This is a genomic window from Tardiphaga sp. GW821-FHT12E02, from assembly GCF_058807155.1.
On record NZ_JBXAQK010000001.1, the window covers coordinates 4072767 to 4098419 of the forward strand.

The 25653-nt window shown below is 64.1% G+C and carries 26 protein-coding genes; 10 read left to right on the plus strand and 16 right to left on the minus strand.

The window, feature by feature from the left end:
- Positions 1–610: 610 nt before the first annotated feature.
- The 8 genes from gatB to AC1RQ5_RS19310 form a co-directional block, all read right to left on the minus strand.
- Positions 611–2095, minus strand: coding sequence for an Asp-tRNA(Asn)/Glu-tRNA(Gln) amidotransferase subunit GatB (gene gatB / locus AC1RQ5_RS19275; RefSeq protein WP_493201059.1), 1485 nt, complete (start codon positions 2093–2095; stop codon positions 611–613).
- Between the two features lie 66 nt (positions 2096–2161).
- Positions 2162–2572, minus strand: coding sequence for a type II toxin-antitoxin system VapC family toxin (locus tag AC1RQ5_RS19280; RefSeq protein WP_493201061.1), 411 nt, complete (start codon positions 2570–2572; stop codon positions 2162–2164).
- Positions 2556–2960, minus strand: coding sequence for a DUF7662 domain-containing protein (locus AC1RQ5_RS19285; protein ID WP_493201063.1), 405 nt, complete (start codon positions 2958–2960; stop codon positions 2556–2558). The genes AC1RQ5_RS19280 and AC1RQ5_RS19285 overlap by 17 nt, the downstream gene beginning before the upstream one ends.
- Positions 2961–3030: 70 nt before the next feature.
- Positions 3031–4425 (minus strand): patatin-like phospholipase family protein, encoded by a 1395-nt coding sequence (locus tag AC1RQ5_RS19290; protein ID WP_493203476.1) that lies wholly within the window; start codon positions 4423–4425, stop codon positions 3031–3033.
- Between the two features lie 266 nt (positions 4426–4691).
- Positions 4692–6167, minus strand: a complete 1476-nt coding sequence (gene gatA, locus AC1RQ5_RS19295; protein ID WP_493201065.1) for an Asp-tRNA(Asn)/Glu-tRNA(Gln) amidotransferase subunit GatA — start codon at positions 6165–6167, stop codon at positions 4692–4694.
- A complete protein-coding gene (locus AC1RQ5_RS19300) occupies positions 6168–6401 on the minus strand; it encodes a hypothetical protein (protein ID WP_398480581.1) in 234 nt (77 codons plus the stop codon).
- Positions 6402–6419: 18 nt separating this feature from the next.
- The gene (gene gatC, locus AC1RQ5_RS19305; protein ID WP_493201067.1) at positions 6420–6707 is read right to left on the minus strand and encodes an Asp-tRNA(Asn)/Glu-tRNA(Gln) amidotransferase subunit GatC; all 288 of its coding nucleotides are present in this window, start codon (positions 6705–6707) and stop codon (positions 6420–6422) included.
- 165 nt (positions 6708–6872) lie between these two features.
- On the minus strand, positions 6873–7949 hold the full coding sequence (locus AC1RQ5_RS19310) for an NAD(P)H-dependent flavin oxidoreductase (protein ID WP_493201069.1): 1077 nt from the start codon (positions 7947–7949) through the stop codon (positions 6873–6875).
- Positions 7950–8151: 202 nt separating this feature from the next.
- Between AC1RQ5_RS19310 and ruvX the strand changes: the two genes are divergently transcribed.
- Both ruvX and AC1RQ5_RS19320 read left to right on the plus strand, forming a co-directional pair.
- Positions 8152–8643 carry a Holliday junction resolvase RuvX gene (gene ruvX, locus AC1RQ5_RS19315; RefSeq protein WP_398480575.1) on the plus strand — a complete coding sequence of 164 codons (492 nt, stop codon included), beginning with the start codon at positions 8152–8154 and terminating at the stop codon, positions 8641–8643.
- Positions 8644–8645: 2 nt separating this feature from the next.
- Positions 8646–9578, plus strand: coding sequence for an AEC family transporter (locus AC1RQ5_RS19320; RefSeq protein ID WP_493201072.1), 933 nt, complete (start codon positions 8646–8648; stop codon positions 9576–9578).
- Positions 9579–9664: 86 nt separating this feature from the next.
- Here AC1RQ5_RS19320 and AC1RQ5_RS19325 read toward each other — a convergent pair whose 3' ends face one another.
- The 4 genes from AC1RQ5_RS19325 to AC1RQ5_RS19340 all read right to left on the minus strand — a co-directional run bounded on the left by AC1RQ5_RS19325 (position 9665) and on the right by AC1RQ5_RS19340 (position 14631).
- Positions 9665–10450 carry a CPBP family intramembrane glutamic endopeptidase gene (locus tag AC1RQ5_RS19325; RefSeq protein WP_493201074.1) on the minus strand — a complete coding sequence of 262 codons (786 nt, stop codon included), beginning with the start codon at positions 10448–10450 and terminating at the stop codon, positions 9665–9667.
- The gene (locus tag AC1RQ5_RS19330; protein ID WP_493201076.1) at positions 10447–12093 is read right to left on the minus strand and encodes an acyl-CoA dehydrogenase family protein; all 1647 of its coding nucleotides are present in this window, start codon (positions 12091–12093) and stop codon (positions 10447–10449) included. The genes AC1RQ5_RS19325 and AC1RQ5_RS19330 overlap by 4 nt, the downstream gene beginning before the upstream one ends.
- A gap of 193 nt (positions 12094–12286) precedes the next feature.
- The gene (locus tag AC1RQ5_RS19335; protein WP_493201077.1) at positions 12287–13021 is read right to left on the minus strand and encodes a M15 family metallopeptidase; all 735 of its coding nucleotides are present in this window, start codon (positions 13019–13021) and stop codon (positions 12287–12289) included.
- A gap of 221 nt (positions 13022–13242) precedes the next feature.
- A complete protein-coding gene (locus tag AC1RQ5_RS19340) occupies positions 13243–14631 on the minus strand; it encodes an NADase-type glycan-binding domain-containing protein (protein WP_493201079.1) in 1389 nt (462 codons plus the stop codon).
- Positions 14632–14970: 339 nt separating this feature from the next.
- Between AC1RQ5_RS19340 and AC1RQ5_RS19345 the strand changes: the two genes are divergently transcribed.
- From AC1RQ5_RS19345 to plsY, 4 genes are read left to right on the plus strand one after another with little or no spacing between them, the layout of a single operon-like run.
- Complete coding sequence (locus AC1RQ5_RS19345; protein ID WP_398480564.1) at positions 14971–15924, plus strand: aspartate carbamoyltransferase catalytic subunit; 954 nt, start codon at positions 14971–14973, stop codon at positions 15922–15924.
- A 5-nt stretch (positions 15925–15929) separates the two neighbouring features.
- A complete protein-coding gene (locus AC1RQ5_RS19350) occupies positions 15930–16151 on the plus strand; it encodes a hypothetical protein (protein WP_493201082.1) in 222 nt (73 codons plus the stop codon).
- Between the two features lie 4 nt (positions 16152–16155).
- Complete coding sequence (locus AC1RQ5_RS19355) at positions 16156–17457, plus strand: dihydroorotase (protein ID WP_493201084.1); 1302 nt, start codon at positions 16156–16158, stop codon at positions 17455–17457.
- A 6-nt stretch (positions 17458–17463) separates the two neighbouring features.
- Positions 17464–18054, plus strand: a complete 591-nt coding sequence (plsY, locus tag AC1RQ5_RS19360; RefSeq protein WP_493203478.1) for a glycerol-3-phosphate 1-O-acyltransferase PlsY — start codon at positions 17464–17466, stop codon at positions 18052–18054.
- Positions 18055–18178: 124 nt separating this feature from the next.
- On the opposite strand, the gene AC1RQ5_RS19365 is transcribed toward plsY, so the two are convergent.
- On the minus strand, positions 18179–18637 hold the full coding sequence (locus tag AC1RQ5_RS19365; protein WP_493201085.1) for a hypothetical protein: 459 nt from the start codon (positions 18635–18637) through the stop codon (positions 18179–18181).
- A gap of 119 nt (positions 18638–18756) precedes the next feature.
- On the opposite strand from AC1RQ5_RS19365, the gene dprA reads away from it, so the two are divergent.
- Positions 18757–19872 carry a DNA-processing protein DprA gene (dprA, locus tag AC1RQ5_RS19370; protein ID WP_493203479.1) on the plus strand — a complete coding sequence of 372 codons (1116 nt, stop codon included), beginning with the start codon at positions 18757–18759 and terminating at the stop codon, positions 19870–19872.
- A 114-nt stretch (positions 19873–19986) separates the two neighbouring features.
- On the opposite strand, the gene AC1RQ5_RS19375 is transcribed toward dprA, so the two are convergent.
- A complete protein-coding gene (locus tag AC1RQ5_RS19375; protein WP_493201087.1) occupies positions 19987–20388 on the minus strand; it encodes a winged helix-turn-helix transcriptional regulator in 402 nt (133 codons plus the stop codon).
- A 76-nt stretch (positions 20389–20464) separates the two neighbouring features.
- Between AC1RQ5_RS19375 and AC1RQ5_RS19380 the strand changes: the two genes are divergently transcribed.
- A complete protein-coding gene (locus tag AC1RQ5_RS19380) occupies positions 20465–21073 on the plus strand; it encodes an FMN-dependent NADH-azoreductase (protein WP_493201089.1) in 609 nt (202 codons plus the stop codon).
- Between the two features lie 69 nt (positions 21074–21142).
- Here the strand turns inward: AC1RQ5_RS19380 and AC1RQ5_RS19385 are convergent, their stop codons facing one another.
- On the minus strand, positions 21143–21916 hold the full coding sequence (locus tag AC1RQ5_RS19385; protein WP_493201091.1) for an SDR family oxidoreductase: 774 nt from the start codon (positions 21914–21916) through the stop codon (positions 21143–21145).
- Positions 21917–22037: 121 nt separating this feature from the next.
- On the opposite strand from AC1RQ5_RS19385, the gene AC1RQ5_RS19390 reads away from it, so the two are divergent.
- Positions 22038–22487, plus strand: coding sequence for a winged helix-turn-helix transcriptional regulator (locus AC1RQ5_RS19390; RefSeq protein WP_493201093.1), 450 nt, complete (start codon positions 22038–22040; stop codon positions 22485–22487).
- A gap of 6 nt (positions 22488–22493) precedes the next feature.
- Here AC1RQ5_RS19390 and AC1RQ5_RS19395 read toward each other — a convergent pair whose 3' ends face one another.
- Complete coding sequence (locus tag AC1RQ5_RS19395; RefSeq protein ID WP_398484305.1) at positions 22494–22682, minus strand: hypothetical protein; 189 nt, start codon at positions 22680–22682, stop codon at positions 22494–22496.
- 219 nt (positions 22683–22901) lie between these two features.
- On the opposite strand from AC1RQ5_RS19395, the gene topA reads away from it, so the two are divergent.
- A complete protein-coding gene (gene topA, locus AC1RQ5_RS19400) occupies positions 22902–25646 on the plus strand; it encodes a type I DNA topoisomerase (RefSeq protein WP_493201094.1) in 2745 nt (914 codons plus the stop codon).
- Positions 25647–25653 lie beyond the last annotated feature (7 nt).

Sequence of the window (25653 nt, forward strand, 5' to 3'; positions counted from 1 at the left end):
AGAGATGACTTAAACGCTGCGTGCAGTCGTGAATCGATATGCACACGATTCCGAATACACCAACGATTTCAAAAGAACAGTGGGCTGCTTAAGGAAGTGTTGAAGCTGTGTCGCCGCGGTCAAGCCTGTTCGTGCAGGTGCGGAGCGTTCATGCGGCTTTTGCATGGCGAAAGAAACACCCGGAAAACCTACATCATCGAAAGTCAAGTGCGACGCACAGGCCTATTTTTCCAGAGCGCGCGCGCGGTGAACTAACAAACAACTACACAAAGTGCGGGCGTCCGCGAATCGGATTGGAGCGACCGGAAGCGCCTCCCGCCGGCTCCGAGTCGGTTCACCCGGCAACGAAAATATTTTTTGGATAACCGCGCCGAGAGCTACTCTCGAAGGCTCACAACCCGCTCTTCCGTCACGTCACTCGCCACGATTCGCGACTCGATTCTCTCGCCGAGCGCGGTGAACGGCATCGATAGAAACGAAAACGGCGCCGCTCGAAGCGACGCCGTGAGGTCTGTAGGATGGGTTGAGCGAAGCGAAAACCCATCGGCCGAACGATGCGGTAAGCTCCGCGATGGGTTATCGCTTCGCTCAACCCATCCTGCGCCCGAGCTCAGAGCCCGAGCTTGCTCTTCAGGAGATCGTTGACGGCCTGCGGATTGGCCTTGCCGCCCGACGACTTCATCACCTGGCCGACGAACCAGCCCATCAGCGCCGGCTTCGCCTGCGCCTGCGCCACCTTGTCCGGGTTCGCCGCGATGATGTCGTCCACCACCTTCTCGATGGCGCCCATGTCGGTGACCTGCTTCATGCCGCGCTCGTCCACGAGCACGCGCGGGTCGCCGCCTTCGGTCCAGACGATCTCGAACAGGTCCTTGGCGATCTTGCCGGAGATCACGCCTTCACCGATCAGGTCGATGATGGCGGCCATCTGTGCCGACGACACCGGCGACGCCGCGATGTCCTGGCCTTCCTTGTTGAGGCGGCCGAACAATTCGTTGATCACCCAGTTGGCGGCCAGCTTGCCGTCGCGTGCCTTGTCCTTGAGGCCGTCGAGCACGGCTTCATAGAACTCGGCGCTTTCGCGTTCGGTCACCAGCACGGCGGCATCGTAATCCGACAGGCCGAAGGCGCTGACGAAGCGTGCCTTCTTTGCGTCAGGCAGTTCCGGCAGTTCCGCCTTCAACCCGGCGACGAATGCCTCGCTGAACTCGAGCGGCAGCAGATCGGGATCGGGGAAGTACCGATAGTCATGCGCCTCTTCCTTCGAGCGCATCGACCGGGTCTCGCCCTTGTTCGGGTCGTAGAGCCGGGTCTCCTGATCGATGGTGCCGCCGTCTTCGAGAATCTCGATCTGGCGCCGCGCCTCGTAATCGATGGCCTGGCCGATGAAGCGGATCGAATTGACGTTCTTGATCTCGCAGCGGGTGCCGAACGGCTCGCCCGGCCGGCGGACCGAGACATTGCAGTCGGCGCGCAGGTTGCCCTTCTCCATGTCACCGTCGCAGGTGCCGAGATAGCGCAGGATGGTGCGCAGCTTCGACACATAGGCCTGGGCCTGTTCGGAGGTGCGCATGTCGGGCTTGGACACGATCTCCATCAGCGCCACGCCGGAGCGGTTGAGGTCCACCGACGTGCTCGACGGATTACGGTCATGCACCAGCTTGCCGGCATCCTGTTCGAGATGCAGCCGCTCGATGCCGACAGTGGCCGTGCTGCCATCGGCGAGTTCGATGGTGACCTCGCCCTCGCCCACGATCGGCGACTTGTACTGGCTGATCTGATAGCCCTGCGGCAGATCGGGATAGAAGTAATTCTTGCGGTCGAAGGTCGAGCGCAGGTTGATCTGCGCGTTCAGCCCAAGCCCGGTGCGCACCGCCTGGCGGACGCATTCCTCATTGATGACCGGCAGCATGCCCGGCATGGCGGCGTCCACCAGCGACACATGCGTGTTCGGCGCGCCGCCGAAGGCGGTGGACGAGCCGGAAAACAGTTTTGCCTTGGAGGTGACCTGGGCGTGGATCTCCAGCCCGATGACCATTTCCCAGTCACCGGTGGCGCCCTTGAGCAGCTTGGAAGTTTTGACAGGTGCGTTCATGGGGGCGTTTTACAGCGGCAAGCGGCGCGGGAAAAGCCCGAACTCCGCAAACCCGCCCGCATGCGCTCAACAAGCCACCGCCTCGATATGCCCTGCTCGTGCATAGTCCAGTAACAGACGATCACGCGTCACGAGCTGCCAGCCGTTTGCGCGGACGGTGGCCGCAAAAATGCGATCCGCCGGATCTTTCGGCGGTTTACCCGGCAGGAATGACGACGAGATCAGAATCGAAGGTGATATTTTTGCCAGACGGAGACCCGGCGCCTTCTGGATGTGGTCGAACCATCGCTGCGGATCGGCCGGAGAATTGATCCGCCCGCGGGACGCCAACAAGCCGACCTCCCAAGCAGTGATCGGCGAGACATAGACGGGCACGCCGGTTTCCACTGCGAGATTGATCTCATCGGCAGCTTTGCCGGATATCGGCTGACCGTCAAAAAGCCAGATCGCGGCGCAGGTATCAAGGAGCAGGGCCATACGTCTTGTCGATCCAATCCGCGAGATCCGGGTCCGCTGGCTCCGTCAGATCGACACCCGGCGCGACCGTGATCATCCCTTTGGCCCACCCGAAGATGGGATGACGACCCGACTGAACATATTCATCCGGCTCGGCGAAATCCGCATTCTCATCCCGGCGAAAGGTCAGCTCGCCCGCGGCCAGATCGACCCCCTCGCTGCGAAATCCCGCCGCCAGCCAGGCCTTGTCCTCCGCGTCCGCCGGCGCATTGCTCCACCACGCGTGCTCCTGCTGGGCGGCGGCGGGCAGTTTGAAACCGACGATTTGCTCAATCTGCGCAAAGCTGAGGCGCACTGCGCGGCCCGGCTGGTTCTGCAGAAACTGGGTCAGCGGCTCATAGCGGCTCATGGCACTCTCCCACTCGACACCATCAAGCTAACAACTCAATTATTGCACATCAAGGTTGCATGCAGACCGCTTACATTCCCGATACGAAGGCCTTGAACACCGGGCTTTGCCGGAGCGTGTCCCTGCCCGCCGCGATCACGTCATCCACCTGCGCCTGCGGCAGCGAGAAGCGCGTCGGCACGCTCTCCAGCACCGCCGCCCGCTCGCCATCGAGCTGGTCGAAGCCGAGGCGGCCCACGAAGAATTGCAGGTCGCGGCAGTTCCAGCCCGGTCGCGCGCCATAGCTCGCGCGCTGCGCCGCCGACAGGCCGCAACGCCAGGCGACCAGCGACGACTGGTAGTCCTTCATGGTGCGGTCGAAGGCGGTGTAGTTGGCGCCGACGCTGGCATCCATGGTGGTGTCCACCGCGGCCTTGAGCAATTCGATGCCGTCCGGCCCCTGCACCGTGTTGACCCAATTGCCGGACAGGCCGGTCTTGGCGTCCACCACGAGGAACATCGCGCGCCGCAACTTGACAGCCTGTTGCGGTGTCAACGGGCCATATGGTGTGTCCGACGACTCGCGCGTGATGGTGAAACCGGCGACGCCGTAGTTATCAACGAGGCCGCCATCCATCAGCTTGATATAGGGCACGGCACCTTCGCGATAACGGATGATCGCCTTGGCATAGTTGTTCAGCATCGGCGACGCATTGCGATTGCTCGCGGCGCGCTGCACCCAGGCCGGCAGCGGCGTGTTGCACTTGCCGGGGAACGCCTGCACCACGCCCGGCGCAAAGGCGATCGGCACGGCCGCCGACGTGGCCACGGCCTGCGAGACCGGGAATTTGCCGATGTCGCTGCAGATCGCATCGAATGCGGTGGCCCCAAAGACGAAGGGCACGCGGTTGTAGATGTCGGATGCATTGATCCACACCCGGGGCGAGCCGGTCTGCCGCGCCTGGCCATAGGTGATGCCGTCGAACAGATGGGCATCGAGCCATTTGGTGAAGGCAGTGGAGTCGTTGATGCCGCCGCCGAGCGCGCGGCCGATGGTGCCGAGCGAGAGCTGAGTTTGAAGCCCGGCTTCGGCATTCTGCAGCAGGAAGCGTTCGCGGAAATCGGCAAGCGCCGCGCGCTTCTTGATTCCGAAATAGGCTGCCGTGACAGAGCCGCCCGACACGCCCGAGATGAAATCGATGCGATCGACCATCTTGTCGCCGGAGCGCGGCATCGGGATGTTGTCCATCTCCTGCAGCACACCGAAAGAATAGGCCGCTGCCCGCGTGCCGCCGCCCGAAAAGGCAAGACCGATCATCAGATCGTCAAGCGCGGCGGGATCGGCGAAATTCAACGCGAGATCGTCGGTAGGACCATGAGGGCCGACCGGCACATTGACCGGCTCGTTATAAACCGAGGCGCACCCCAGCAGCAGCGCACTGGCCGCCACAACCGCCCCAAACGAACGCAACTTCCGCATCGACATCGCACTCACGAACGTCCCTCGCGCATCCCTGGCGATGCGGCCGTCCCCACGGCAGACGGGAATGATTGCGGGCAAACTAACGCAAAGCTTGTCAATTTGATGCAAACCGAAAGCCACAGGTGCCCGCGCACCGCCGATGTGGTTAGCGAATGGATAAGACGCGTAGCCGTAGGGCGGATGAGCCGAAGGCGTCATCCGCCGGCAGGGTCGATCGCTGAAACGCCGCGGCGGATAACGCTGCGCTCATCCGCCCTACGGCTACGAACCTACCACCACTTCTTCGGCGTAAAACGTCCCGACGCCTGCTCGATCACTTCACCGAGCGAGAACAGCGTTTCCTCGTCGAACGGACGGCCGATCAGTTGCAGGCCAAGCGGCAGGCCCTGCGCGTCCTTGCCGGCTGGCACGGCGATGCCCGGCAGGCCCGCCATGTTCACGGTGACCGTGAAGATGTCGTTCAAATACATCTCGATCGGATCGGCGCCGCCCTTCTCGCCGATGCCGAAAGCGGCGGACGGTGTCGCGGGCGTCAGGATGGCGTGGATGCCTTTGGCAAAACAGTCCTCAAAATCCTGCTTGATCAGCGTGCGGACCTTTTGCGCGCGCAGATAATAGGCGTCGTAATAGCCGGCGGAGAGCACATAGGTGCCGATCATCACGCGGCGACGCACCTCGGCGCCAAAACCTTCGGCGCGGGTGTTCTCATACATGTCGACGAGGTTGCGGCCGGGCACGCGCAGACCATAGCGCACGCCATCATAGCGCGCGAGATTCGACGAGGCTTCGGCCGGCGCCACGATGTAGTAAGCAGGCAGCGCATACTTCGTGTGCGGCAGTGAGACTTCGACGAGCTCGGCGCCGGCGGCCTCGAGCTGCTTCGCGCCATCCTGCCAGAGCTTCTCGATCTCGGCCGGCATGCCATCGATGCGATATTCCTTGGGAATGCCGATCTTCATGCCCTTCACGGACTTGCCGATGGCGGCTTCATAGTCCGGGACATCGCGATCCACCGAGGTGGAATCCTTCGGATCGTAGCCGGCCATCGAGCGCGTCAGGATCGCGGTGTCGCGCACGGTGCGCGCGACCGGGCCGGCCTGATCGAGCGACGACGCAAAGGCGACCGTACCCCAGCGCGAGCAGCGGCCATAGGTCGGCTTGAGGCCAACGATGCCGGTGAAGGCGGCAGGCTGGCGGATCGAGCCGCCGGTGTCGGTCGCGGTGGCGCCGAGGCAGAGCCCCGCAGCGACGGCCGAAGCCGAACCGCCGGACGAACCGCCGGGCACGAGGTTGACGTCCGAGCCGTCGCGGCGCCACGGATTGATCACGTGGCCGAAAGCCGAGGTCTCGTTGGCCGAGCCCATGGCGAATTCGTCATTGTTGAGCTTGCCGAGCATCACGGCGCCATCGCGCCACAGCTGCGCGGTCACGGTCGACTCGTAAGGCGGAACGAAATTGCCGAGAATCTTTGAGCACGCGGTGGTGCGCACATCCTTGGTGGCGAACAGGTCCTTGATGCCGAGCGGGATGCCTTCGAGCGAACCGCCCTCGCCCTTTGCGATCTTCGCATCCGCCGCCTGCGCCATCTCGCGGGCCTTGTCCGGCGTCTCCAGCACATAGGCATTGAGCACGCGCGCAGCTTCCATCGCCTTCAGATGCGCATCGGTCAGTTCGACCGACGTGAAGGACTTGTCCGCAAGGCCGGTGCGGGCCTCGGCGAGCGTGAGCGACGTCAGATCTGTCATCTATTTATTGACCGGGCTGCAAAAGAACGGAGAGAGCGTCTTGTCGTTTTCGGGGGCGTCGCCGTTGAACATGGCGCGGCGCTTTTTATCGTCGGCGATCTGCTCGGCCTGCACCTTGTCGAGAATGGCGTCCATGGCGGCATCCACATCCTTCATCTCGCCCTGACGTTCCATCTGGTCGAGATAATCCATGTAGAGGCTGTAGGCCTTCTCATCGTCGCATAGCAGGCACATGGCGGTTTCCTGTCGCTGTTACTCGACGACCTTCGGCACCAGGAAGAAATTATCGTCGGCTTCCGGCGCGTTCTGGGTGATGAGATCCACGATCTCGCCATCGGTGACGGCGTCGATGCGCTTCTTCATCTCCATCGGCATCACCGAGGTCATCGGTTCGACGCCGTCCACATTCACTTCCTGCAGCTGCTCGACAAAAGCCAGCATGGCATTCAGCTCGCCCTGCAGATGGGGAACCTCATCCTCCTTGACCGCGATGCGCGCGAGATGCGCGATACGGCGAACGGTGGCAGCATCGACCGACATTGATATAGGGCCTCTGGGCGAAATCTGCCTGCCCTATAGCAGACAGAGCTTTCGCGCCGCAACCACGGCCAGGAGCCGGGACCGCAGGGCGGATGAGCCGAAGGCGTAATCCGCCGCTCTTCGTCCCATGCACTCGGCCGGCGGATTACGCTTCGCTCATCCGCCCTACGGTCGGAGTGCTTCCATCCGCGCCAACCCGTCTTTCGCCAGTTTCCGCGTCAGTTCCGTGGCCGGCAATTCGCCGCCGAGATGCACCGCCTGCCCGGCCCACAGATTGGTGAAATCCGTCTTGCCGCCCTTCTCCGCCGCCGCCTTCAGCGGGCCAAGTGCGGTGGCCGCATGCGGAAATGCCGGCGCATCCGGCGAGACCGGGCCGACCTCGCGCATCACGCGGTTGATCACGCCGCGGGCCGGACGGCCGGTCATGACATTGGTGATGACCGTGGTCTCGTCGGAGGCCGCTTTCAGCGCTGCGCGATTCGGTGCGCCGAGCGTTGATTCCGGCGTGCGCAGATAGGCGGTACCGATCTGCACCCCCGCCGCGCCGAGCGCGAAAGCTGCGGCGATGCCGCGGCCATCGGCGATACCGCCGGCCGCGATCACCGGCAGTTTCACCGCATCGACCACCTGCGGCAGCAGCGACATGGTGCCCGGCTGGGTGGCGATGTCATCGGTCAGGAACATGCCGCGATGGCCACCGCCATCGGCGCCCTGGGCGATGATCACGTCGGCGCCATTTTGTTCGAGCCAGACCGCCTCACGCACGATGGTGGCCGACGCCAGCACCACGGCGCCCGCCGCCTTCACGCGCTTCAGCAAGGCCGGCGCCGGCAGGCCGAAATGGAAGCTGACCACTTCGGGCTTCAGCTCTTCCACCAGCGCACACATTGCCTCATCGAATGGCGCGCGGTTGGCCGCATTGATCGGCGCGTTGGGATCGATGCCATGCTCGCTGTAATAGGCGCCGAGCCGCGTCTTCCAGCGCGCCTCGCTCGCCGCATCGGCCTCGACGGGCACGTGGCAAAAGTAGTTGAGGTTGACCGGCGCCGAGACCTGCTGGCGGAACACCTGCACCTGCTCGCGCGCCTTGTCGGCAGAGATCATCGCGCAAGGCAGTGACCCCAATCCGCCGCCCTGCGCCACGGCAATCGCCAGCGCCTGGTCATGCGCGCCGGCCATTGGCGCCTGCACGATGGGGGCTTCGAGCTTCAGCAAATCGATCAAACGACGGTCCGGCCACATGTCAGAACAACCTGTTTTCGCGAGAAAAGCCGCCCGTTGTTGCGGCATCCTTGCGGCAACTGTGGGACAGACTTGAGACAGGCCCGCGCGTCGTTGCCGGGTCGGAACCAGCCTTAGCATGGCAGTGCAGCAACGGCCATTCACGGCCCGGCGAGCCCGCGGCGACATTTGACCCCATCGCAACCCATGCTATTGGCGGCGCATGCCCGCTCTCATCCTCCCCCTCATCGATGCCGCCGCGCATCTGCCCGCCCGCGGTGCGCTGATCGGCCTCGATCTCGGCACCAAGACCATCGGCGTCGCGGTGTCCGATCCCGATCGACGTCTGGCCACCGGTGTCGAGACGGTGGAGCGCAAGGCGTTCAAGGCCGATGCGGCACGGCTGCTGTCGCTCGCCGCCGAGCGGAATATCTGCGGGATCGTGCTGGGGCTGCCGATCAACATGGACGGCAGCGAAGGACCGCGGGCGCAATCGACGCGGGCCTTTGCGCGCAACCTGGCGCAGCTCACCGAGATGCCGATCGGCTTCTGGGACGAGCGGCTGTCCACCGCGGCCGTGGAGCGCGAGCTGATCGCCAATGATGTCAGCCGCGCCAAGCGGGCAAAAGTGATCGACCAGCATGCGGCGATCTTCATCCTGCAGGGCGCGCTCGATCGCCTCGCGGCGCTGTCGCGGTCGCCGGATATTCGCTGACGATGCTGACCGTGTTTGCGGCCCTTGTTCCGGTCTTCCTGCTGATCGTGCTCGGCTTCGGGCTGCGGCGGTCGATCATGCAACAGGATCCCATGTGGGTCGGCGTCGAGAACCTCGTTTATTACGTGCTGTTCCCCGCCCTCCTCATCGACACGCTGGCGCGCGCCAATCTGAAATCGGTGCCGATCGCGGGTGTCGGCGGTGCGCTGTTGCTGGCGGTGATCGTGATGTCGCTCATCTGTCTCGCGCTGAAGCCAATACTGGCGCGGACCATCGGGTTGAGCGGGCCGAGCTTCACCTCACTGTTCCAGGGCGCGACGCGGTGGCAGACTTTTGTCGCACTGTCGGTCGCCGGCAATCTGTGGGGCGAGATCGGCATCACGCTGTCCTCCGTCGCCATGGTGGCGATGATCCCGCTGCTGAACATTCTCGCGGTATGGGTGCTGGCGCATTACGCCTCGCCGCAGAAAATGGCATGGCCGACACTGCTCAAGACCATCGCCAAGAACCCGCTGATCTGGGCCTGCATCATCGGCCTCGCCATCAATGTCGCGGGGGTGCCCATGCCGCGGCCGGCGCATGAATTCCTCGATGCGCTCGGGCGATGCTCGCTGGCGCTGGGCCTGCTCGTCGTCGGCGCCGGGCTGCATCTCGAAGGCCTGCACAAGCCCGGTGCCGCGGCACTCATCACCATCGTGCTGAAGCTCGCGGTGATGCCGGCGATTGCGATCAGCCTCGGTATGGCCTTCGGCCTGTCCGGCACCAGCCTTGCGGTGGTCGCCTGCGCCGCCTCGGTGCCGGCGGCCTCCAATGCCTATGTGCTGGCGCGGCAGATGGGCGGCGATGCGCCGATGCTGGCGCAGGTGCTGACGATCCAGACGGCGCTGGCCGTGCTGACCATGCCGGTGTTCATCGCCTTCGCCGAGCAACAGTAGGGCGGATGAGGCGAAGCCGTCATCCGCCGCGGAGTTTCCACCACAAAGTCCGCCGGCGGATGACGCTGCGCTCATCCGCCCTGCGTTCACGGCGAGATCACACCGTTCGCAATCAACAGCGTCTGCACCGTCGCGGCCAGATTGTTCAGCGCGTGCAGATAGATCGTCAGCCAGGTCGAGCCGCTGCGATGGCGGAGATAGCCGAACAGCAGGCCCATGCTGAAGACCTGGCTGAACAGGAACGGATCGTAATATTGCGCATGCATCGCGGTCCAGACCAGCGATGACGCAACAATGGCGCCTGTCGGTCGCAAGAATGATTCCGACCAGCCACGGTAGAGGAAGCCGCGCGCCAGTATTTCCTCGGTGATAGCGGCGCCGGCGGTGAGCGCAATCACCAGCAGCCACAACGTTCCATCGGCGCGCGATGAGTTCACGACATCGAGCATGAAGCCCGGCGCCGATTTATGGCCGGTGAGTTTGGCCAGCACTTCCCATGCACCAACCAGCACAATCAGCGCCACGGTGCCGAGCAGCCAGTTCTTCCCGGAGGTGCCGCGCAGGCCGAGATAATCGGTGAAGGAATTTCGCGCGATGCGGATGGCCAGCCAGAGCGCGAGACAGACGGCAGGCAATCCCATGATGACGGAGAGCGCCACCGTGGTCCCGCTGCTGACCGATTTGACGATCAGACCGAGATCGATCGGCTCGCCGCTTTTGATCACCTGGAAGGCGACCACCGTGAGCTGCCCGATGGACATGGCGGCGAAAGCAAGCACGCCCCACAGCGTGGTGCCCCAGAATTTCCAGACGCGTGGCGGCTTGGCCGCGGGCGGCAGGTCGGTCGTTGCGGGCGTATCGATGGCGCTCACAGCGGCAACGCCCGCTCGAGCAGGCCGCGCGCCTGCGCCTCGGTAAAATCAGCCGCGCCAAACAGCATGCTGCGCGGGCCATCGAGCCGCGTGCGGGCGAACAGTTCGGCATGCGGCGGATGGATCATGTTGAGTGCTGCAGTCGCCGCCAGCATGGCCAAGGCTTCCACCGCCTGCCGGGCCGCGCGCTCGCTATCGGGACGCAACAAGGTGCGGATCACGAAGGACGCGACATCCGATGCGCCGGGCAAACCGTGCGTGTCCTGCATCAGATCCTGCAGCACGCCGGTCGCCGCATCGCCTTCGCGCGCCAGCGAACGCAGCACATCGAGGCACATGACATTGCCAGAGCCTTCCCAGATCGCATTGACCGGCGCCTCGCGATAATGCCGTGCGAGGATCCCCTCCTCGACATAGCCGTTGCCGCCGAGGCACTCCATCGCCTCATAGAGAAAACCCGGCGCGGATTTGCAGACCCAGTATTTTACGACAGGCGTGAGGAAGCGCATGTAAGCGGCTTCCATCGGATCTTCCGGCGCCTGATCGAAGGCGCGACACAGGCGCATCACCAGCGCGGTGGTCGCCTCCACATGCAGCGCCATATCGGCGAGCACGCTTTGCATCATCGGCTGATCGGCGAGATGTTTCTGGAACACGCTGCGATGGCGGGTGTGATGCAGCGCGTGCACGAGACCCGAGCGCATCAGGCCGGCGGATGCGATGGCGCAATCCTGCCGCGTCAGTTGCACCATCTGGATGATGGTGCGGATGCCCTTGCCCTCGTCGCCGATGCGCAGCGCGTAGGCCTCGTTGAATTCGACTTCCGACGACGCATTGGAGCGATTGCCGAGCTTGTCCTTCAGGCGCTGGAAATTCAACCCATTGAGCGAACCATCGGGCCGGAAGCGCGACATGAAGAAACAGCTCAGCCCGCTGTCCTCCTGCGCCAGCACGAGGAAGGCGTCGCACATGGGCGCCGACATGAACCATTTGTGGCCCGTGATCTGGAATGCATCGCCATCGCTCTTGGCGATGGTCATGTTGGTACGGACATCCGTGCCACCCTGCCGCTCGGTCATGCCCATGCCGAGCGTCATGCCGCTTTTCTCAAACCACGGCTTGAAGCTTGGGTCATACGTCCTGCTGCCGATGACCGGCATCGCCTGCGCCAGCACGTCCGGCTGCGATGAGAGTGCGCCGACGGCGGCGCGCGTCATCGTGATCGGACAGAGATGCCCGGTCTCGACCTGCGCAGCCATATAGAACTTTGCGGCGCGCATGACTTCGGATGCGCGGCCCTTGGGTTTCCCGTCTGCGGCCCAGGTCGAATTATGGAGGCCGCCAGCGACGCTCGCCGACATCAGCTCATGATAGGCCGGATGAAACTCGACGCAGTCGCGGCGATTGCCCCGCGCGTCGAAGGTTCGCAGCTTCGGCGTGTTCTCATTGGCGAGCCGCGCGCGCTCCGCCATGGCAGCCGAGCCCCATGCCTTGCCGAAATCCGCGTGGTCGATATAGGCACTCGACCCGTCATTGAACGCGACTGCCTCCACCAGCGGACGATCGATCTCGAAAAGATTGACGTCTTCGAGCGGCGGCGACTGGTTGAGCACCGCATGTTTTGCTGTCGTGGCAGAGGTCATCGGGAGGTTCCGGCAGAGGGAGCGTGGTGCGAATCATTTTACGATGGATCGGGCCTCAATACGAGGCGCCGTGGCCGTAGGATGGGTTGAGCGCAGGCGCGCAGCGCCGGAGCGAAAACCCATCAGCGGAGCCGCCACATCGTTCGGCCGATGGGTTTTCGCTTCGCTCAACCCATCCTACGGCACCGAGCTTTCATTTTCTGATCGGAAAATCATACGCCTTGGTGCCGACACCGGGCATCGAGAAGTGCCACCACTCCTTCGAATAGTTCGCAAATCCCTGTTTGCGCATCGCCGTCACGAGAATATCGCGCCAGCGACGCTGCGATGCATTGATGGCACGCGAGGCCGTCCACGCCTTGGCGTCGGAACAATCATAGCCCGTGCCCATGTCCACGCTCGCTTCCGGCGCGCGCTGCGCTTCCGGAGCGATGCAACTGCCGTAAGTCTTGGCGGGATCGAACGGCACTGACGCCGGGGCACGGAGATCGACCAGCGTGAGATCGACGGCGGCGCCCGTGGAATGGCCGGAGCGTTCGGCGATATAGCCGAGACGAAACAGATCGGCCTTGTTGAAGGATGGATTGTAGCGCTTCTGCGCCGGCGTCTCAAAGCCGTCCTGTGCCCACGCCACCATGTCGCGCGAGGCGCGTGCCGGGCGGTAGCAGTCGAGCATCTTGAGCGACAGGTTCTGCGCTTTGAGCTCCTGCTGCACTTTTGCGAGTGCCTGCCCTACCGAGCGCTTCACCACGCATTCGGCGGCGTCGTAACCGGTGAGCTTGCGGCCAACGAAATTGTTCACGCCGGCATAACGGATGTCCTGCTGGATGGAGGGATCGAGATCGCGCAGGAAGACAAAATCATCGGGCAGAGCCTGTGCTGAGGCGGGCGCACAGATTGCGATGACGACTGCTAGAGCGTGAGCCACGAAGCTAGAACGAACAGGCCGGGCGCAGACACCTCTCCCCACCGGGGAGAGGTCGACATCGGAGCGCAGCGGAGATTTCGGGTGAGGGGGATCTTGGCGTCGGAGTTTGTGGCCCCCCTCACCCGCTCCGGCTTCGCCGGATCGACCTCTCCCCGGTGGGGAGAGGTGTCCGAGCGTCGCTGCTAGCCTTTTTTTCAATCGATCAGGCGTCGCCCCCCGCCTCATCGGATGCGCTCCGAAGTCACCGTCAGCTTGCTCAGCGCCGTGTCGGTATAGCGGCTGCCGGGATAGACGTCGTCGATCACGAATTTCAGCCATTGCGCTTCCACCGGCGTCGTCAGGGTCCATGTCTGCACGCCGGAGCGATCGTCAAGTTCGAGCGGAATGCGCGCCCCGTGGGAGGTTTGCAGTATGAGACGCCGCACGCGGCCGTTCTTGCGATAGATGTCGTCGTCTTTCTGATAGCCGTTGCGGAACACAAAAGAGCGGACGCGGCGCGGGCTATCGAATTCGACGGTGATCCATTCGCCGACGCCCTGCCCCGACCGGCCCTCGACCCATGCGACACCCTGCGGGCCGCTGAACAGATTGGCGGGGCCATAGGCATTGTTGAACTGGCCGGGCAGCACCGAAGAGACGCAATAGGTCTCGGCGCCGTTGAGGGCGCAAACCTCGTTCGGTGCACCCGGCCGCGGCGCAATGGCGGCACGCTCCACTTCAGCCTGTTTCGGCGCGATCGCAGCGACATCCGTGCGTGGCGGCGGCGGAGCAGCCGCCACCTTCGGCGCCTCCACCGATGTGCCGGCGAGATAGATGCGGCCACCGAGCGTCTGGTCGTAATAGGCCGGCGTTTGCTCATGCGGCGCGGGATTGCCGGCGCGATCGGTGGCGCGCAGCGCCAATGCGGCGACGCGCTCGCGCGTTTCCACGGCGAGGTCGCCGAGATGCAGGTTCGGCTTCACCAGTTCCTCGGCAAAGATGCGGGTGAAGACGGAATTCGGTTCGGGATCGCGGTCGGTCAGGCGATCCAATGCGGTCTGGCCGATGCCGGCGGAGTAGATCGTGAAAATGCCACGTGCGGGTTTCGCATCGGCAAGGCCGCGCGAACTGCCGATGGAGCGACCGGCATTGCGCGGAAACGGATTGTCGCGGCAGGCATCGATGACGAGCAGCGCCACGCTCACCGATTTCGCCTGGATTTCCGCGATGATGTCCGGCTCCGCCAGCGAAGCGCCGCGGACACGGGCTTCGGCCCCCTCATTCACCGGTGGCACGTCGCTGGGGACCAGATAGTTGACGCCGCCGATGGCGACGCCGTGGCCGGCGAAGAACAGCGCTGCCGTGTCGCCCGGCGCGAGCTTGGCGGTGAAATCGGAGAGCCGGTCCACCATGGCCTGGCGGCCGAGATTGGTGCCGATGGTGACGTCGAAGCCGAGGGAGGTCAGCGCCCGGCCGATGGTGCGGGCGTCATTGACGGCTTTCTGCAACTGCTGGGCGGCGGGCATGTTGGTGTAGACGTCATTGCCGATGACGAGCGCCACGCGCTTGGCGTGGGCGGCGGTGGAGCACAGCAGCAGAGCGAGGCTGAAAAGCGCGGACCATCGAGACATTTGCGTCATCATGGGATCTCGTTTGGATTCTGGTGGTGAGCCTAGCGCAATAAGCAGCGTGGCCGAAGTGGCGGATGACGCCTTCGGCTCGTCTCCTCAATCTGTCGTCGCCCGGCTCGACCGGGCGATCCAGTAGGCTCGAGGCCGGCGATGGCACCGAGGCGGCGGTGTCTACTGGATCCCCGCCTTCGCGGGGATGACAATTGGAGATCGGGGCGACAGCCGGAGATCGAGAATTATTGCCATTCTACCACCACCCCCACACACCGGGGGATAACCCGGAACCGGGCGATCGACGCTTGCCCCACCGGGCAACTCTGCCTATAGCATTTGGCTTTAATGACCAGCGCCCCCAAATCCAGTTTCGTCTTCGCGCACCGGCATCTGCTGGGGATCGAAGGCCTGAAAGCCGCCGAGATCACCGGCCTCCTCGACCTGTCCGAGGAATATGTCGAGCTGAACCGGCAAGTCGATAAAAAGCGCTCCTCGCTGCGCGGTCGCACCCAGATCAATCTGTTCTTCGAGAACTCGACCCGCACGCAATCCTCGTTCGAGCTTGCCGGCAAGCGGCTCGGCGCCGACGTCATGAACATGTCGGTCGCCTCGTCCTCCATCAAGAAGGGCGAGACGCTGATCGACACCGCGATGACGCTGAATGCGATGCATCCCGACATCCTGGTGATGCGCCATCACGCCTCGGGTGCCGTCGAGCTGCTGGCGCGAAAAGTCGATGGCTCCGTGATCAATGCCGGCGACGGCGCCCATGAGCATCCGACGCAGGCACTGCTCGATGCGCTCACCATCCGCCGCAACAAGGGCCGGATTGAGGGTCTCGTGATCGCGATCTGCGGCGACGTGCTGCATTCGCGCGTGGCGCGCTCCAACATCATCCTGCTCAACACCATGGGCGCCCGCGTCCGCGTGGTCGGCCCCTCCACGCTGCTGCCGCCGGGCATCGAGCGGATGGGCGTCGAGGTCATGCGCGACATGCGCGAGGGGCTCAACGGCGCGGACATCGTCATGATGTTGCGCCTGCAGCGCGAGCGCATGAACGGCTCCTTCGTGCCGTCCTCCGGCGAGTATTTTCAATATTTCGGCCTCGACCAGAAGAAGTTGTCCTACGCCAAGCCGGACGCGCTGGTGATGCATCCCGGCCCGATGAATCGCGGCGTCGAGATCGACAGCCTCGTGGCAGATGGCGCGCAGTCGCTGATCCGCGAACAGGTGGAAATGGGTGTCGCCGTGCGCATGGCGGTGCTGGAAGCGCTGGCGCGCAACCTGCCCAATGCGTGACGGCCATGGAGACGCTGCTGTCATTCCTCGTCGGACTGATGCAGCGGAAACTGAGATTTGTCGCGATCCTCGGCACGGTGTTCATCGGCGTGATGCTCGCTGTACAGGGATTTACGACGCAGAACATCATCTTCACGATCATCTTCGTGGTGATCACCGGAGCCTTTGCACTGACGGTCTGGTTCTGGACCACGATCCTGAAATCCATCATCTCGAAACGGCGCTGATATCATGCTGACCAACCGCCGCCCGCTCCTCCTCGCCAATGCCCGCCTGATCGATCCGTCGCAGACGCTCGACAGCACCGGCGACGTCCTCATCGTCGATGGCGTGATCCGCGATGCCAAGCGCGGCATCGGCACCGCCGGCGTCCCCGAAGGCACCGAGGTCATCAACTGCGCCGGCAAGGTGGTCGCTCCCGGCCTGATCGACATGCGCGCCTTTGTCGGCGAGCCCGGCGCCAGCCATCGCGAGAGTTTTGCATCCGCCAGCCATGCGGCGGCGGCGGGTGGCATCACCACCATCATCTGCCAGCCGGACACGTCACCGGCGATCGACAATTCCGCCACCGTGGATTTCGTCCTGCGTCGCGCGCGCGACACCGCGATCGTCAACATCCATCCGATGGCGGCGCTGACCAAGGGGCTCGAAGGCAAGGAGATGACCGAATTCGGTCTGCTCCGCGCCGCCGGCGCCGTGGCCTTCACGGACGGCGACAAGAGCATCACCAATGCGCAGGTGATGCGCCGCGCACTGACTTACGCGCGCGATTTCGATGCGCTGATCGTGCATTACACCGAAGATCCCGCGCTGGTCGGCGAAGGCGTGATGAATGAAGGCGAGCGCGCCTCGCGGCTCGGCCTGACCGGCATCCCCACCGCCGCCGAAGCCATCATGCTGGAGCGCGACATGCGTCTCGTGGCGCTGACCGGCGGGCGCTATCACGCGGCGTCGATCAGCTGCGCCGAGTCCGTCGAGATTTTGAAACGCGCCCGCGATGCCGGCCTGCGCGTGAGCGCATCCGCCTCGATCAATCACCTGACGCTGAACGAGAACGATATCGGGCCATATCGCTCCTATCTGAAACTGTCGCCGCCGCTGCGCGTCGAGGACGACCGCCGCGCGCTGGTGGATGCGGTGGCTGCCGGCCTGATCGACGTCATCATGTCCGACCACAATCCGCAGGACGTCGAGACCAAGCGCCTCCCCTTCGCCGAAGCCGAACCTGGCGCCATCGGCCTCGAGACCATGCTCTCCGCTGGCCTGCGCCTGCTGCACAATGGCGAGCTCACCCTCACGCAGCTCATCCGCGCGATGTCCACCCGCCCCGCCGAACTGCTCGGCCTGCCCGGCGGCACGCTGCGCGCGGGCTCGGTGGCCGATGTCATCGTCATCGACACGGATGTGCCCTGGGTGCTCGATCCCGCCGATCTCAAGTCGCAATGCAAGAACACGCCGTTCGACGAGGCGCGTTTCAGCGGCCGCGTCATCCGCACGATCGTTGGCGGGCGTACCGTCTATGAGCACGTCTAAGGGACGATCATGAACCCGCTTTATATCCTCGCCGCCGCTTTCGGATATCTGCTCGGCTCGATCCCATTCGGCCTGCTGATCACGAAGATGGCCGGCACCGAAGACATCCGCGGCATCGGCTCCGGCAATATCGGCGCCACCAATGTGCTGCGCACCGGCCGCAAGGGCCTCGCCGCCGGCACGCTGATCTGCGACGCGCTGAAGGGCACGATCCCCGTCGTCATCATGGGTATTCTGGGCGGCCCGACGCCGGCGATGATCGCCGCGGTCGCCGCCTTTCTCGGCCATCTCTTCCCGGTCTGGCTCGGCTTCAAGGGCGGCAAGGGTGTCGCCACCTATATCGGCGTGATGCTCGGCCTGTTCTGGCCGGCAGCGCTGATCTTCTGCATCGCCTGGCTCGCCACGGCGCTGACCTCGCGCTACTCGTCCTTTGCAGCCCTCACCGCCAGCGCGCTGACGCCCATGTTCCTGTGGTACATGAAGGCCCCGCATCTCGCGATCCTGGGTGCCGCACTGACCGTGCTGCTGTGGTTCATGCACCGCGAGAACATCAAGCGGCTGCTGAACGGCAGCGAAGGCAAGATCGGGAAGAAGTAGGATGGGCTGAGCGCAGGCGCGATAGCGCCGGAGCGATAACCCATCAGCGGAGCCAACCGCGACGACGGACAGCATGGGTTTTCGCTGCGCTCAACCCGTCCTACGGCTGAGAAATCCGTCCCCTTCAAAACACCCGCGCGCCCTGTTTCGCATCGAGATCGAATTCCCAGATCTCCACGCCCGGCCCGACCAGATGGCCGTGGCACTTGATGTAATGCGAGATCAGGCTGACGCGGGACTGCGGATGCAGGTGGCGCAGCGCGAACAGGATTTTTCGATAGTCACGCGGTGCTGCGCTGAACTGCAGGATCGCCTCGTTCAGCCCGCGGATCTTGGCGCAAGGCACGTTGCCCGACACCGTCCACGTATACGACTTGCACTCCACGATGATGCGCGGGCTGGCGCTGCCGAGATCGAAGCGCTTCTTGCGGAAGGAGCGATGGCCGACCGGCACCGAGTAATTCGGCGCCAGCATGACGCCCTCGGAATGGAAGAACAGCAGCGCGGCTTCCTCGAACTCACGCCCGACGGCCACATTGCTCGACGCGCCCGGTCGCTGGTAGTTGTTCGCGTCCCACAGCATTGCCGACATCACTGAACACAAGCCAGACGGGCTCACCCCTACTCTCGCACCTTAACTGCGAATGTCAATTGAATGCACCCGCAAGTTGATTAAGCTGCACGATGGGGGGCCACAGCTTGATCGATTCACCGCATGCAGCGATCCGCCTGAGCGATGAGCAGCGGCGCGACTGGCTGCGCCTGATCCGCAGCGAGAACGTCGGCCCGCGAACGTTTCGCGCGCTGATCAACCAGTTCGGCAGTGCACGCGCTGCGCTGGCGCGCCTGCCGGACCTCGCCCGCCGTGGCGGCGCCATGCGCTCGGGCCGCATCTGCAGCGAGGAGGACGCGGACCGGGAGATTGCGCGCGGCCGCCGGATCGGCGTCGCGCTGGTCGCCCCCGGCGAGGTCGGCTATCCGCCGCGGCTCGCCACGATCGACGATGCGCCGCCGCTGCTCGGCATGCGCGGCAATCGGGATGCCATGGCGCGGCCGATGATCGCCATCGTCGGCTCGCGCAATGCCTCCGGCGCCGGACTGAAATTCGCCGAGACGCTGGCGCATGAACTGGCCGATGCGGAATTCGTCATCATCTCTGGCCTCGCCCGCGGCATCGATCAGGCCGCGCATCATGCCAGCGCCGCCGGCGGCAGTGTCGCCGTGCTGGCCGGCGGCCATGAGCGGATCTATCCGCCGGAGCATGAAGACCTGCTGCTCGACCTGCTCGCTTTCGGCGGCGCGATTTCGGAAATGCCGCTCGGCCATGTGCCGCGCGCGAAGGATTTTCCGCGGCGTAACCGGCTGATCTCCGGCGCTTCCCTCGGCGTCGTGGTGATCGAAGCGGCGGAGCGCTCGGGCTCGCTGATCACGGCGCGCATGGCGGCAGAGCAAGGCCGTGAGGTGTTCGCCGTCCCCGGCTCACCGCTTGATCCGCGCGCGGCCGGCACCAACCGGCTGATCAAGCAGGGCGCGACGCTGGTGACCGAGGCCGCCGACGTCATCAATGCCGTCGCCCCGATCATGGAGCGGCCGATCGAACTGCCGAGCCGCGAGGCGGAGGATGACGTGTCATTCGACGAGCCCGACGACAGCGACCGCGCCCGCATCATCGGACTGCTCGGCCCGAGCCCGATCGGCATCGATGATCTGATCCGCCTGGCAAAGGTGTCACCCACAACGGTGCGCGTGGTGCTGCTGGAGCTGGAGCTTGCGGGACGGCTGGAGCGGCATGGCGGCGGGCTGGTGTCGATGGTGTAGTGGACCACTCCGTCCCATCATTGTCGTCACCCGACTTGATCGGGTGACGCAGTACACGTTGCGGCTTCCGGGTGTGCTGGATCGCCCGGTCAGGCCGGGCGATGACAGGAGAGTTTACTCGCCCTCGCCGTCGAACTTCTCCCGCGCGCTCGTGATTTCCGGCAGATGTGTCAGCGCCCAGCCGCCGAGGGCCTTCACCGGTTCTGATAGTCCGCGGCCGAGCTCGGTAAGTTCGTAATCCACCCGCGGCGGAATGGTTGGATAGACGGTGCGCGTGACCAGGCCGTCGCGCTCCAGGCCGCGCAAGGTCAGCGTCAGCATCCGCTGCGAGATGCCGCCGATCGTGCGCTTCAGCTCGTTGAAGCGGCGCGGACCATCCACCAGCATCATGATCACCAGCACGCTCCATTTGTCGCCGACACGCGACAGCACCGATGCGACGCCGCGGCAGTCGCTATGGGCCGGATCGTGCTGATGCGGGGCCGGGGTGGGCACATCTGTGTGCTCGGGTTTCAAAATTGTGCCTTCTTGTGCGGGTTCGGACAGTCACTCATGTAGCGTTGGTTACAAACCAATACCATGGGTGACTGATATGAAACTTCTCCACATCGATTCAAGCGTGCTCGGTCCAAACTCCGTCAGCCGGCAGGTCACGGCTGCCGCCGTGGCCCGCCTCAGCGACGCCAATCCCGGCCTGGCGGTGACCTATCGCGACGTCGCAGCGACGCCATTTACCCATCTGTCCGGGGCGCATCTCGCCGCAGCGCAGGGTGCCCCGTCAGATCCCGCAACCACCTCGGAAGTGGCCGCGGGTACCGCGGCGCTCGACGAGTTCCTTGCGGCCGATGTCGTGGTGATCGGCGCGCCGATGTATAATTTCAGCATTCCGAGCCAGCTCAAGGCCTGGATCGATCGCATCACGGTGGCTGGCAAAACGTTCAAATATAGCGCTGCCGGCGTTGAAGGCCTGGCGGGCGGCAAACGCGTGATCATCGCGGTGTCGCGCGGCAATTTCTACGGCGCCGGTGCGCCGGCCGCGGCCTATGAACATGTCGAGACCTATCTGCGCAGCCTGTTCGGCTTCATCGGCGTGACCGACCTCGAGATCATCGCCGCCGACGGCATCGGCGCCGGTCCCGAACATCGCGAAAAAGCAGTGTCAGGCGCCTTGCAGGCGGCGAGTGATCTGCGCGCCGCTTAACCGGACTCAAATCATCCGGGCGCGCCGCGTGGCGCGTCCGGATGTCTGGCGTCTGGGTTGTTGAAGGTGTCAGCCTCGAAATGCCGGCGCGCCGGCAGGCGATGCCGTCGATCCGCCATCGACGAAGATCTCTGTGCCCTGCACGTTCGACGAGTCGTCCGATGCCAGGAACAGCACGGTCTTTGCCACTTCCTCGGGCTTGCCCATGCGACCGAGCGGGATCGTTTGCGATAGCCGCTTCTCGAAGGCGTTAAACGCATCAGGTGTCGGCGCAACGCGATCCCAGATCGGTGTTGCGGTTGCACCGGGCGAGACCACATTGACGCGGATACCACGTGGCGACAGTTCAGACGCCATCACTCGCGCCATGGCGCGCACGCCCGCCTTGCTCGCTGCATAAGCGGAGTAGCCGGGATTGCCGAGCACGGAGATGACCGAACCGTTGAGGATGATCGAGGCGTTGTCGTTGAGATGCGCGACGGCGGCCTGCACGGTGAAGAACACGGCAGTGATATTGGTCTTGAGCACCGCCTCGAACACATCGAGCGTGGTGCCGCCGACGGGCGTGTTGCCGGCGATACCCGCATTGGCGAACACGATATCGAGCTTGCCGAATGTGGCGACGGCTTCCGCCACAGCCCGCTCGGTCGCGGCGATATCGGTGGCGTCAGCGACAATGCCGATCGCGTTAGCGCCGAGCTCCTGAACCGCCTTGTCCAGCCTGGCCTTGTCGCGCCCGGTGATGGCGACTTTCGCCCCTTCCGCCACGAACAGTTTCGCCGTCGTCAGCCCAATCCCGCTATTGCCGCCGGTGATAAGCGCCGTCTTGCCCGCCAAACGCATGATGATCTCCTGCCAAATCGGTTGCTTTTTGCAACCAGATTGCCAAATAGATCGAATGGTTTCATAATGCAACCAGTTAAGGCGCCGATCACGGGAACGTTTGGCGGGCAAGGAGAAGATCATGGCGAAACGCACAAGCCTGAAAGACGCGGCCTGCCCGATCGCGCGCTCGATGGAGTCGATCGGCGATTGCTGGTCGATGCTCATCATTCGCGACGCCATGCTCGGCAAAAAGCGCTTTGGCGAGTTTCAGAAGAGCCTCGGGGTCGCCAAGAACATCCTGACCGTTCGGCTGCGGGCCTTGGTGGAGGACGGCATCCTCACACTGACTGAAGCCGCCGATGGCGGCGCCTATCAGGACTATGTCCTGACAGACAAAGGCCGCGCGGTTTTCCCCATCATGATCGCCCTGCGGCAATGGGCCGAGGACTATGCCTTCAGGCCCGGCGAAGAAACCAACATCATGGTCGATCGCGAAACCGGCCAGCGCATTGGCAGGCTCGAACTTCACGCTGCCGATGGTCGCCTGCTCCGCTATGGCGATACCACCATCAAGCCGGCGATCGCATGACGGCCATCAGCGCCGGTGGAGTCTGAAGCGCTCCTCCGCTTCCAGATGCGCCATATCGAGGAGATAGGCGAGCATGTCGAGGTGATGCCGCCGGGCCAGCCGGGCCAGATCATGGACCGCACCCTTTATGTAATGCGCGGCCTCTGCCGGCCCGCCATCGCCCGGGGGCTGGTCATTGTCGTTGTCGGATGCCATGCACCGTCCGCCCTGGATTCAACCATCATGAGATGCCTCAAAATAACACTCATAGGTTGAAAAATACAACCAAAAGTCCGGTCTGGCGTGTATTTGGGGCCAGCCTGTCACAATCCCCGATTTGACACGGGACCCCTTCGCACCCATGTTCGCCGCGAAACGGACGGCGCGACTCCTGCGCGCAGCCGCCGATTTCCCCCTTTAAGCTATTGGAAAATCATGAATCTCGTCATCGTGGAGTCGCCTTCCAAGGCCAAGACGATCAACAAGTATCTGGGCAAGGACTATGAGGTCCTGGCGTCTTTCGGCCATGTCCGCGACCTCCCCGCCAAGAATGGCTCGGTCGATCCCGACGCCGATTTCCAGATGATCTGGGAAGTGGACCCCAAGGCGAACAGCCGGCTGAACGATATCGCCAAGGCCTGCAAGGGCGCCGACAAGCTCATTCTGGCGACCGACCCTGACCGCGAGGGCGAAGCGATCTCCTGGCACGTGCTGGAGGTCTTGAAGCAGAAGCGCGCGCTGAAGGATCAGAAGATCGAGCGCGTGGTGTTCAATGCGATCACCAAGCAGGCCGTCACCGAGGCCATGAACAATCCGCGCGAGATCGATGGCGCGCTGGTGGACGCCTATATGGCCCGCCGCGCCCTCGATTATCTCGTCGGCTTCACCCTCTCCCCGGTTCTGTGGCGCAAGCTGCCGGGCGCCCGCTCGGCCGGTCGCGTGCAGTCGGTGGCGCTGCGCCTGGTCTGCGACCGCGAGCAGGAAATCGAAAAATTCATCCCGCGCGAATACTGGTCGCTGGTGACCACGCTGGCGACGCCGCGCGGCGAAAGCTTTGAAGCACGTCTGGTCGGCGCCGACGGCAAGAAGATCCAGCGCCTCGATATCGGCACTGGCGCCGAAGCCGAGGATTTCAAGAAGGCCATCGACGCGGCAGCCTTCTCGGTCACCACCGTCGATGCCAAGCCCGCGCGCCGCAATCCGCAGGCGCCATTCACCACCTCGACGCTGCAGCAGGAAGCCAGCCGCAAGCTTGGCTTTGCGCCGGCGCATACGATGCGCATCGCGCAGCGTCTCTATGAAGGCATCGATATCGGCGGCGAGACCACCGGCCTCATCACCTATATGCGAACCGACGGCGTGACCATCGACGGCTCGGCCATCACCCAGGCGCGCTCGGTGATCGGCGAGGATTACGGCAAGCAATATGTGCCGGATGCCCCGCGCCAATATACGAGCAAGGCGAAGAATGCGCAGGAAGCGCATGAAGCGATCCGCCCCACCGACATGTCACGTCGTCCCGCCAGCCTGAAGGCGCGTCTCGATAGCGATCAATTCCGTCTCTATGAACTCGTCTGGATGCGCACCGTCGCCAGCCAGATGGAATCCGCGGAGATGGAGCGCACCACCGTGGACATCACCGCCAAGGCAGGCGCGCGCGTGCTGGAATTGCGCGCCACCGGCCAGGTGGTGAAGTTCGACGGCTTCTTGGCCGTCTATCAGGAAGGCAAGGACGACGACGCGGACGACGAAGATTCTCGCCGCCTGCCCGCCATGAGCGTGGGCGAAGCGCTGAAGAAAGAGAACCTTGCGGTCACCCAGCATTTCACCGAACCGCCACCGCGGTTCTCGGAAGCATCGCTGGTGAAGCGCATGGAAGAGCTCGGCATCGGCCGGCCCTCCACCTATGCGTCGATCCTCGATGTGCTGAAGGCGCGCGGCTATGTGAAGCTCGAGAAGAAGCGCCTCTATGGCGAGGACAAGGGCCGCGTCGTGGTCGCCTTCCTCGAGAACTTCTTCGCGCGCTATGTGGAATACGACTTCACCGCATCGCTGGAAGAGAACCTCGACAAGATCTCCAACAACGAGATTTCGTGGAAAGAGGTGCTGCGCGAATTCTGGACCGGCTTCATCGGCGCCGTCGATGACATCAAGGAGCTGCGTGTCGCGCAGGTGCTCGATGTGCTCGACGACATGCTTGGCCCGCACATCTATCCGGCCCGCGAGGATGGCGGCGATCCGCGCCAGTGCCCGACCTGCGGCACCGGACGCCTGAATCTGAAGGCCGGCAAGTTCGGCGCCTTTGTCGGCTGCTCGAACTATCCGGAATGCCGTCACACGCGTCCCCTCGCCGCGGACAGTGCAGCGACGGCCGATCGCGTGCTCGGCGAAGATCCGAAGACGGGCTTTGAAGTTGCCGTGAAGGCCGGACGCTTCGGGCCTTACATCCAGCTCGGCGATGCCAAGAATTACGAGGAAGGCGAGAAGCCGAAGCGCGCGGGCATTCCGAAGAACACATCGCCCGGCGATGTCGAACTCGATATGGCGCTCAAGCTGCTGTCGCTGCCGCGCGAGATCGGCAAGCATCCGGAGACCGGCGAGCCGATCACCGCCGGCCTCGGTCGCTTCGGGCCGTTCGTGAAGCATGAGAAGACCTATGCGAGCCTGGAATCCGGCGACGAGGTGTTCGATATCGGCCTCAACCGCGCGGTCACGCTGATCGCCGAGAAGATTGCAAAAGGCCCGTCGGGTCGCCGCTTCGGCGCCGATCCCGGCAAGCCGCTGGGCGAGCATCCGGCCCTTGGCGGCATTGCCGTCAAGAACGGCCGCTATGGCGCCTATGTCACCGCGGGCGGTGTCAATGCGACGATCCCGAACGACAAGACGCCGGACACCATCACGGTGGCCGAAGCCATCGCGCTGCTCGACGAGCGCGCGGCCAAGGGCGGCGGCAAGGTGAAGAAGGTTGCCAAGAAGAAGGCCGCGCCGAAGAAGGCTGCGAAGTCTGCTGACGGTGACGACAAGCCGGCCAAGAAGGCTGTTGCCAAGAAGGCCGCCAAGCCGAAGGCCGACACGGCTGCGGCCAGCAAGGCGCGCGCGCCGGTGACCAAGAAGACCGTGGCGAAGAAGGCCGCACCAAAGAAAACTGCCGCCAAGAAGGCCGCGAGCAAGAACGGGTAGTTGTGGC

Coding starts and splice junctions, on each gene's coding strand:
- gatB (WP_493201059.1), bottom strand. CDS start 2,095: ATGAACGCACCTGTCAAAACTTCCAAGCTGCTCAAGGGCGCCACCGGT.
- AC1RQ5_RS19280 (WP_493201061.1), bottom strand. CDS start 2,572: ATGGCCCTGCTCCTTGATACCTGCGCCGCGATCTGGCTTTTTGACGGT.
- AC1RQ5_RS19285 (WP_493201063.1), bottom strand. CDS start 2,960: ATGAGCCGCTATGAGCCGCTGACCCAGTTTCTGCAGAACCAGCCGGGC.
- AC1RQ5_RS19290 (WP_493203476.1), bottom strand. CDS start 4,425: ATGTCGATGCGGAAGTTGCGTTCGTTTGGGGCGGTTGTGGCGGCCAGT.
- gatA (WP_493201065.1), bottom strand. CDS start 6,167: ATGACAGATCTGACGTCGCTCACGCTCGCCGAGGCCCGCACCGGCCTT.
- AC1RQ5_RS19300 (WP_398480581.1), bottom strand. CDS start 6,401: ATGTGCCTGCTATGCGACGATGAGAAGGCCTACAGCCTCTACATGGAT.
- gatC (WP_493201067.1), bottom strand. CDS start 6,707: ATGTCGGTCGATGCTGCCACCGTTCGCCGTATCGCGCATCTCGCGCGC.
- AC1RQ5_RS19310 (WP_493201069.1), bottom strand. CDS start 7,949: ATGTGGCCGGACCGTCGTTTGATCGATTTGCTGAAGCTCGAAGCCCCC.
- ruvX (WP_398480575.1), top strand. CDS start 8,152: ATGCCCGCTCTCATCCTCCCCCTCATCGATGCCGCCGCGCATCTGCCC.
- AC1RQ5_RS19320 (WP_493201072.1), top strand. CDS start 8,646: ATGCTGACCGTGTTTGCGGCCCTTGTTCCGGTCTTCCTGCTGATCGTG.
- AC1RQ5_RS19330 (WP_493201076.1), bottom strand. CDS start 12,093: ATGACCTCTGCCACGACAGCAAAACATGCGGTGCTCAACCAGTCGCCG.
- AC1RQ5_RS19340 (WP_493201079.1), bottom strand. CDS start 14,631: ATGTCTCGATGGTCCGCGCTTTTCAGCCTCGCTCTGCTGCTGTGCTCC.
- AC1RQ5_RS19345 (WP_398480564.1), top strand. CDS start 14,971: ATGACCAGCGCCCCCAAATCCAGTTTCGTCTTCGCGCACCGGCATCTG.
- AC1RQ5_RS19350 (WP_493201082.1), top strand. CDS start 15,930: ATGGAGACGCTGCTGTCATTCCTCGTCGGACTGATGCAGCGGAAACTG.
- AC1RQ5_RS19355 (WP_493201084.1), top strand. CDS start 16,156: ATGCTGACCAACCGCCGCCCGCTCCTCCTCGCCAATGCCCGCCTGATC.
- AC1RQ5_RS19365 (WP_493201085.1), bottom strand. CDS start 18,637: ATGCTGTGGGACGCGAACAACTACCAGCGACCGGGCGCGTCGAGCAAT.
- AC1RQ5_RS19380 (WP_493201089.1), top strand. CDS start 20,465: ATGAAACTTCTCCACATCGATTCAAGCGTGCTCGGTCCAAACTCCGTC.
- AC1RQ5_RS19385 (WP_493201091.1), bottom strand. CDS start 21,916: ATGCGTTTGGCGGGCAAGACGGCGCTTATCACCGGCGGCAATAGCGGG.
- AC1RQ5_RS19390 (WP_493201093.1), top strand. CDS start 22,038: ATGGCGAAACGCACAAGCCTGAAAGACGCGGCCTGCCCGATCGCGCGC.
- AC1RQ5_RS19395 (WP_398484305.1), bottom strand. CDS start 22,682: ATGGCATCCGACAACGACAATGACCAGCCCCCGGGCGATGGCGGGCCG.
- topA (WP_493201094.1), top strand. CDS start 22,902: ATGAATCTCGTCATCGTGGAGTCGCCTTCCAAGGCCAAGACGATCAAC.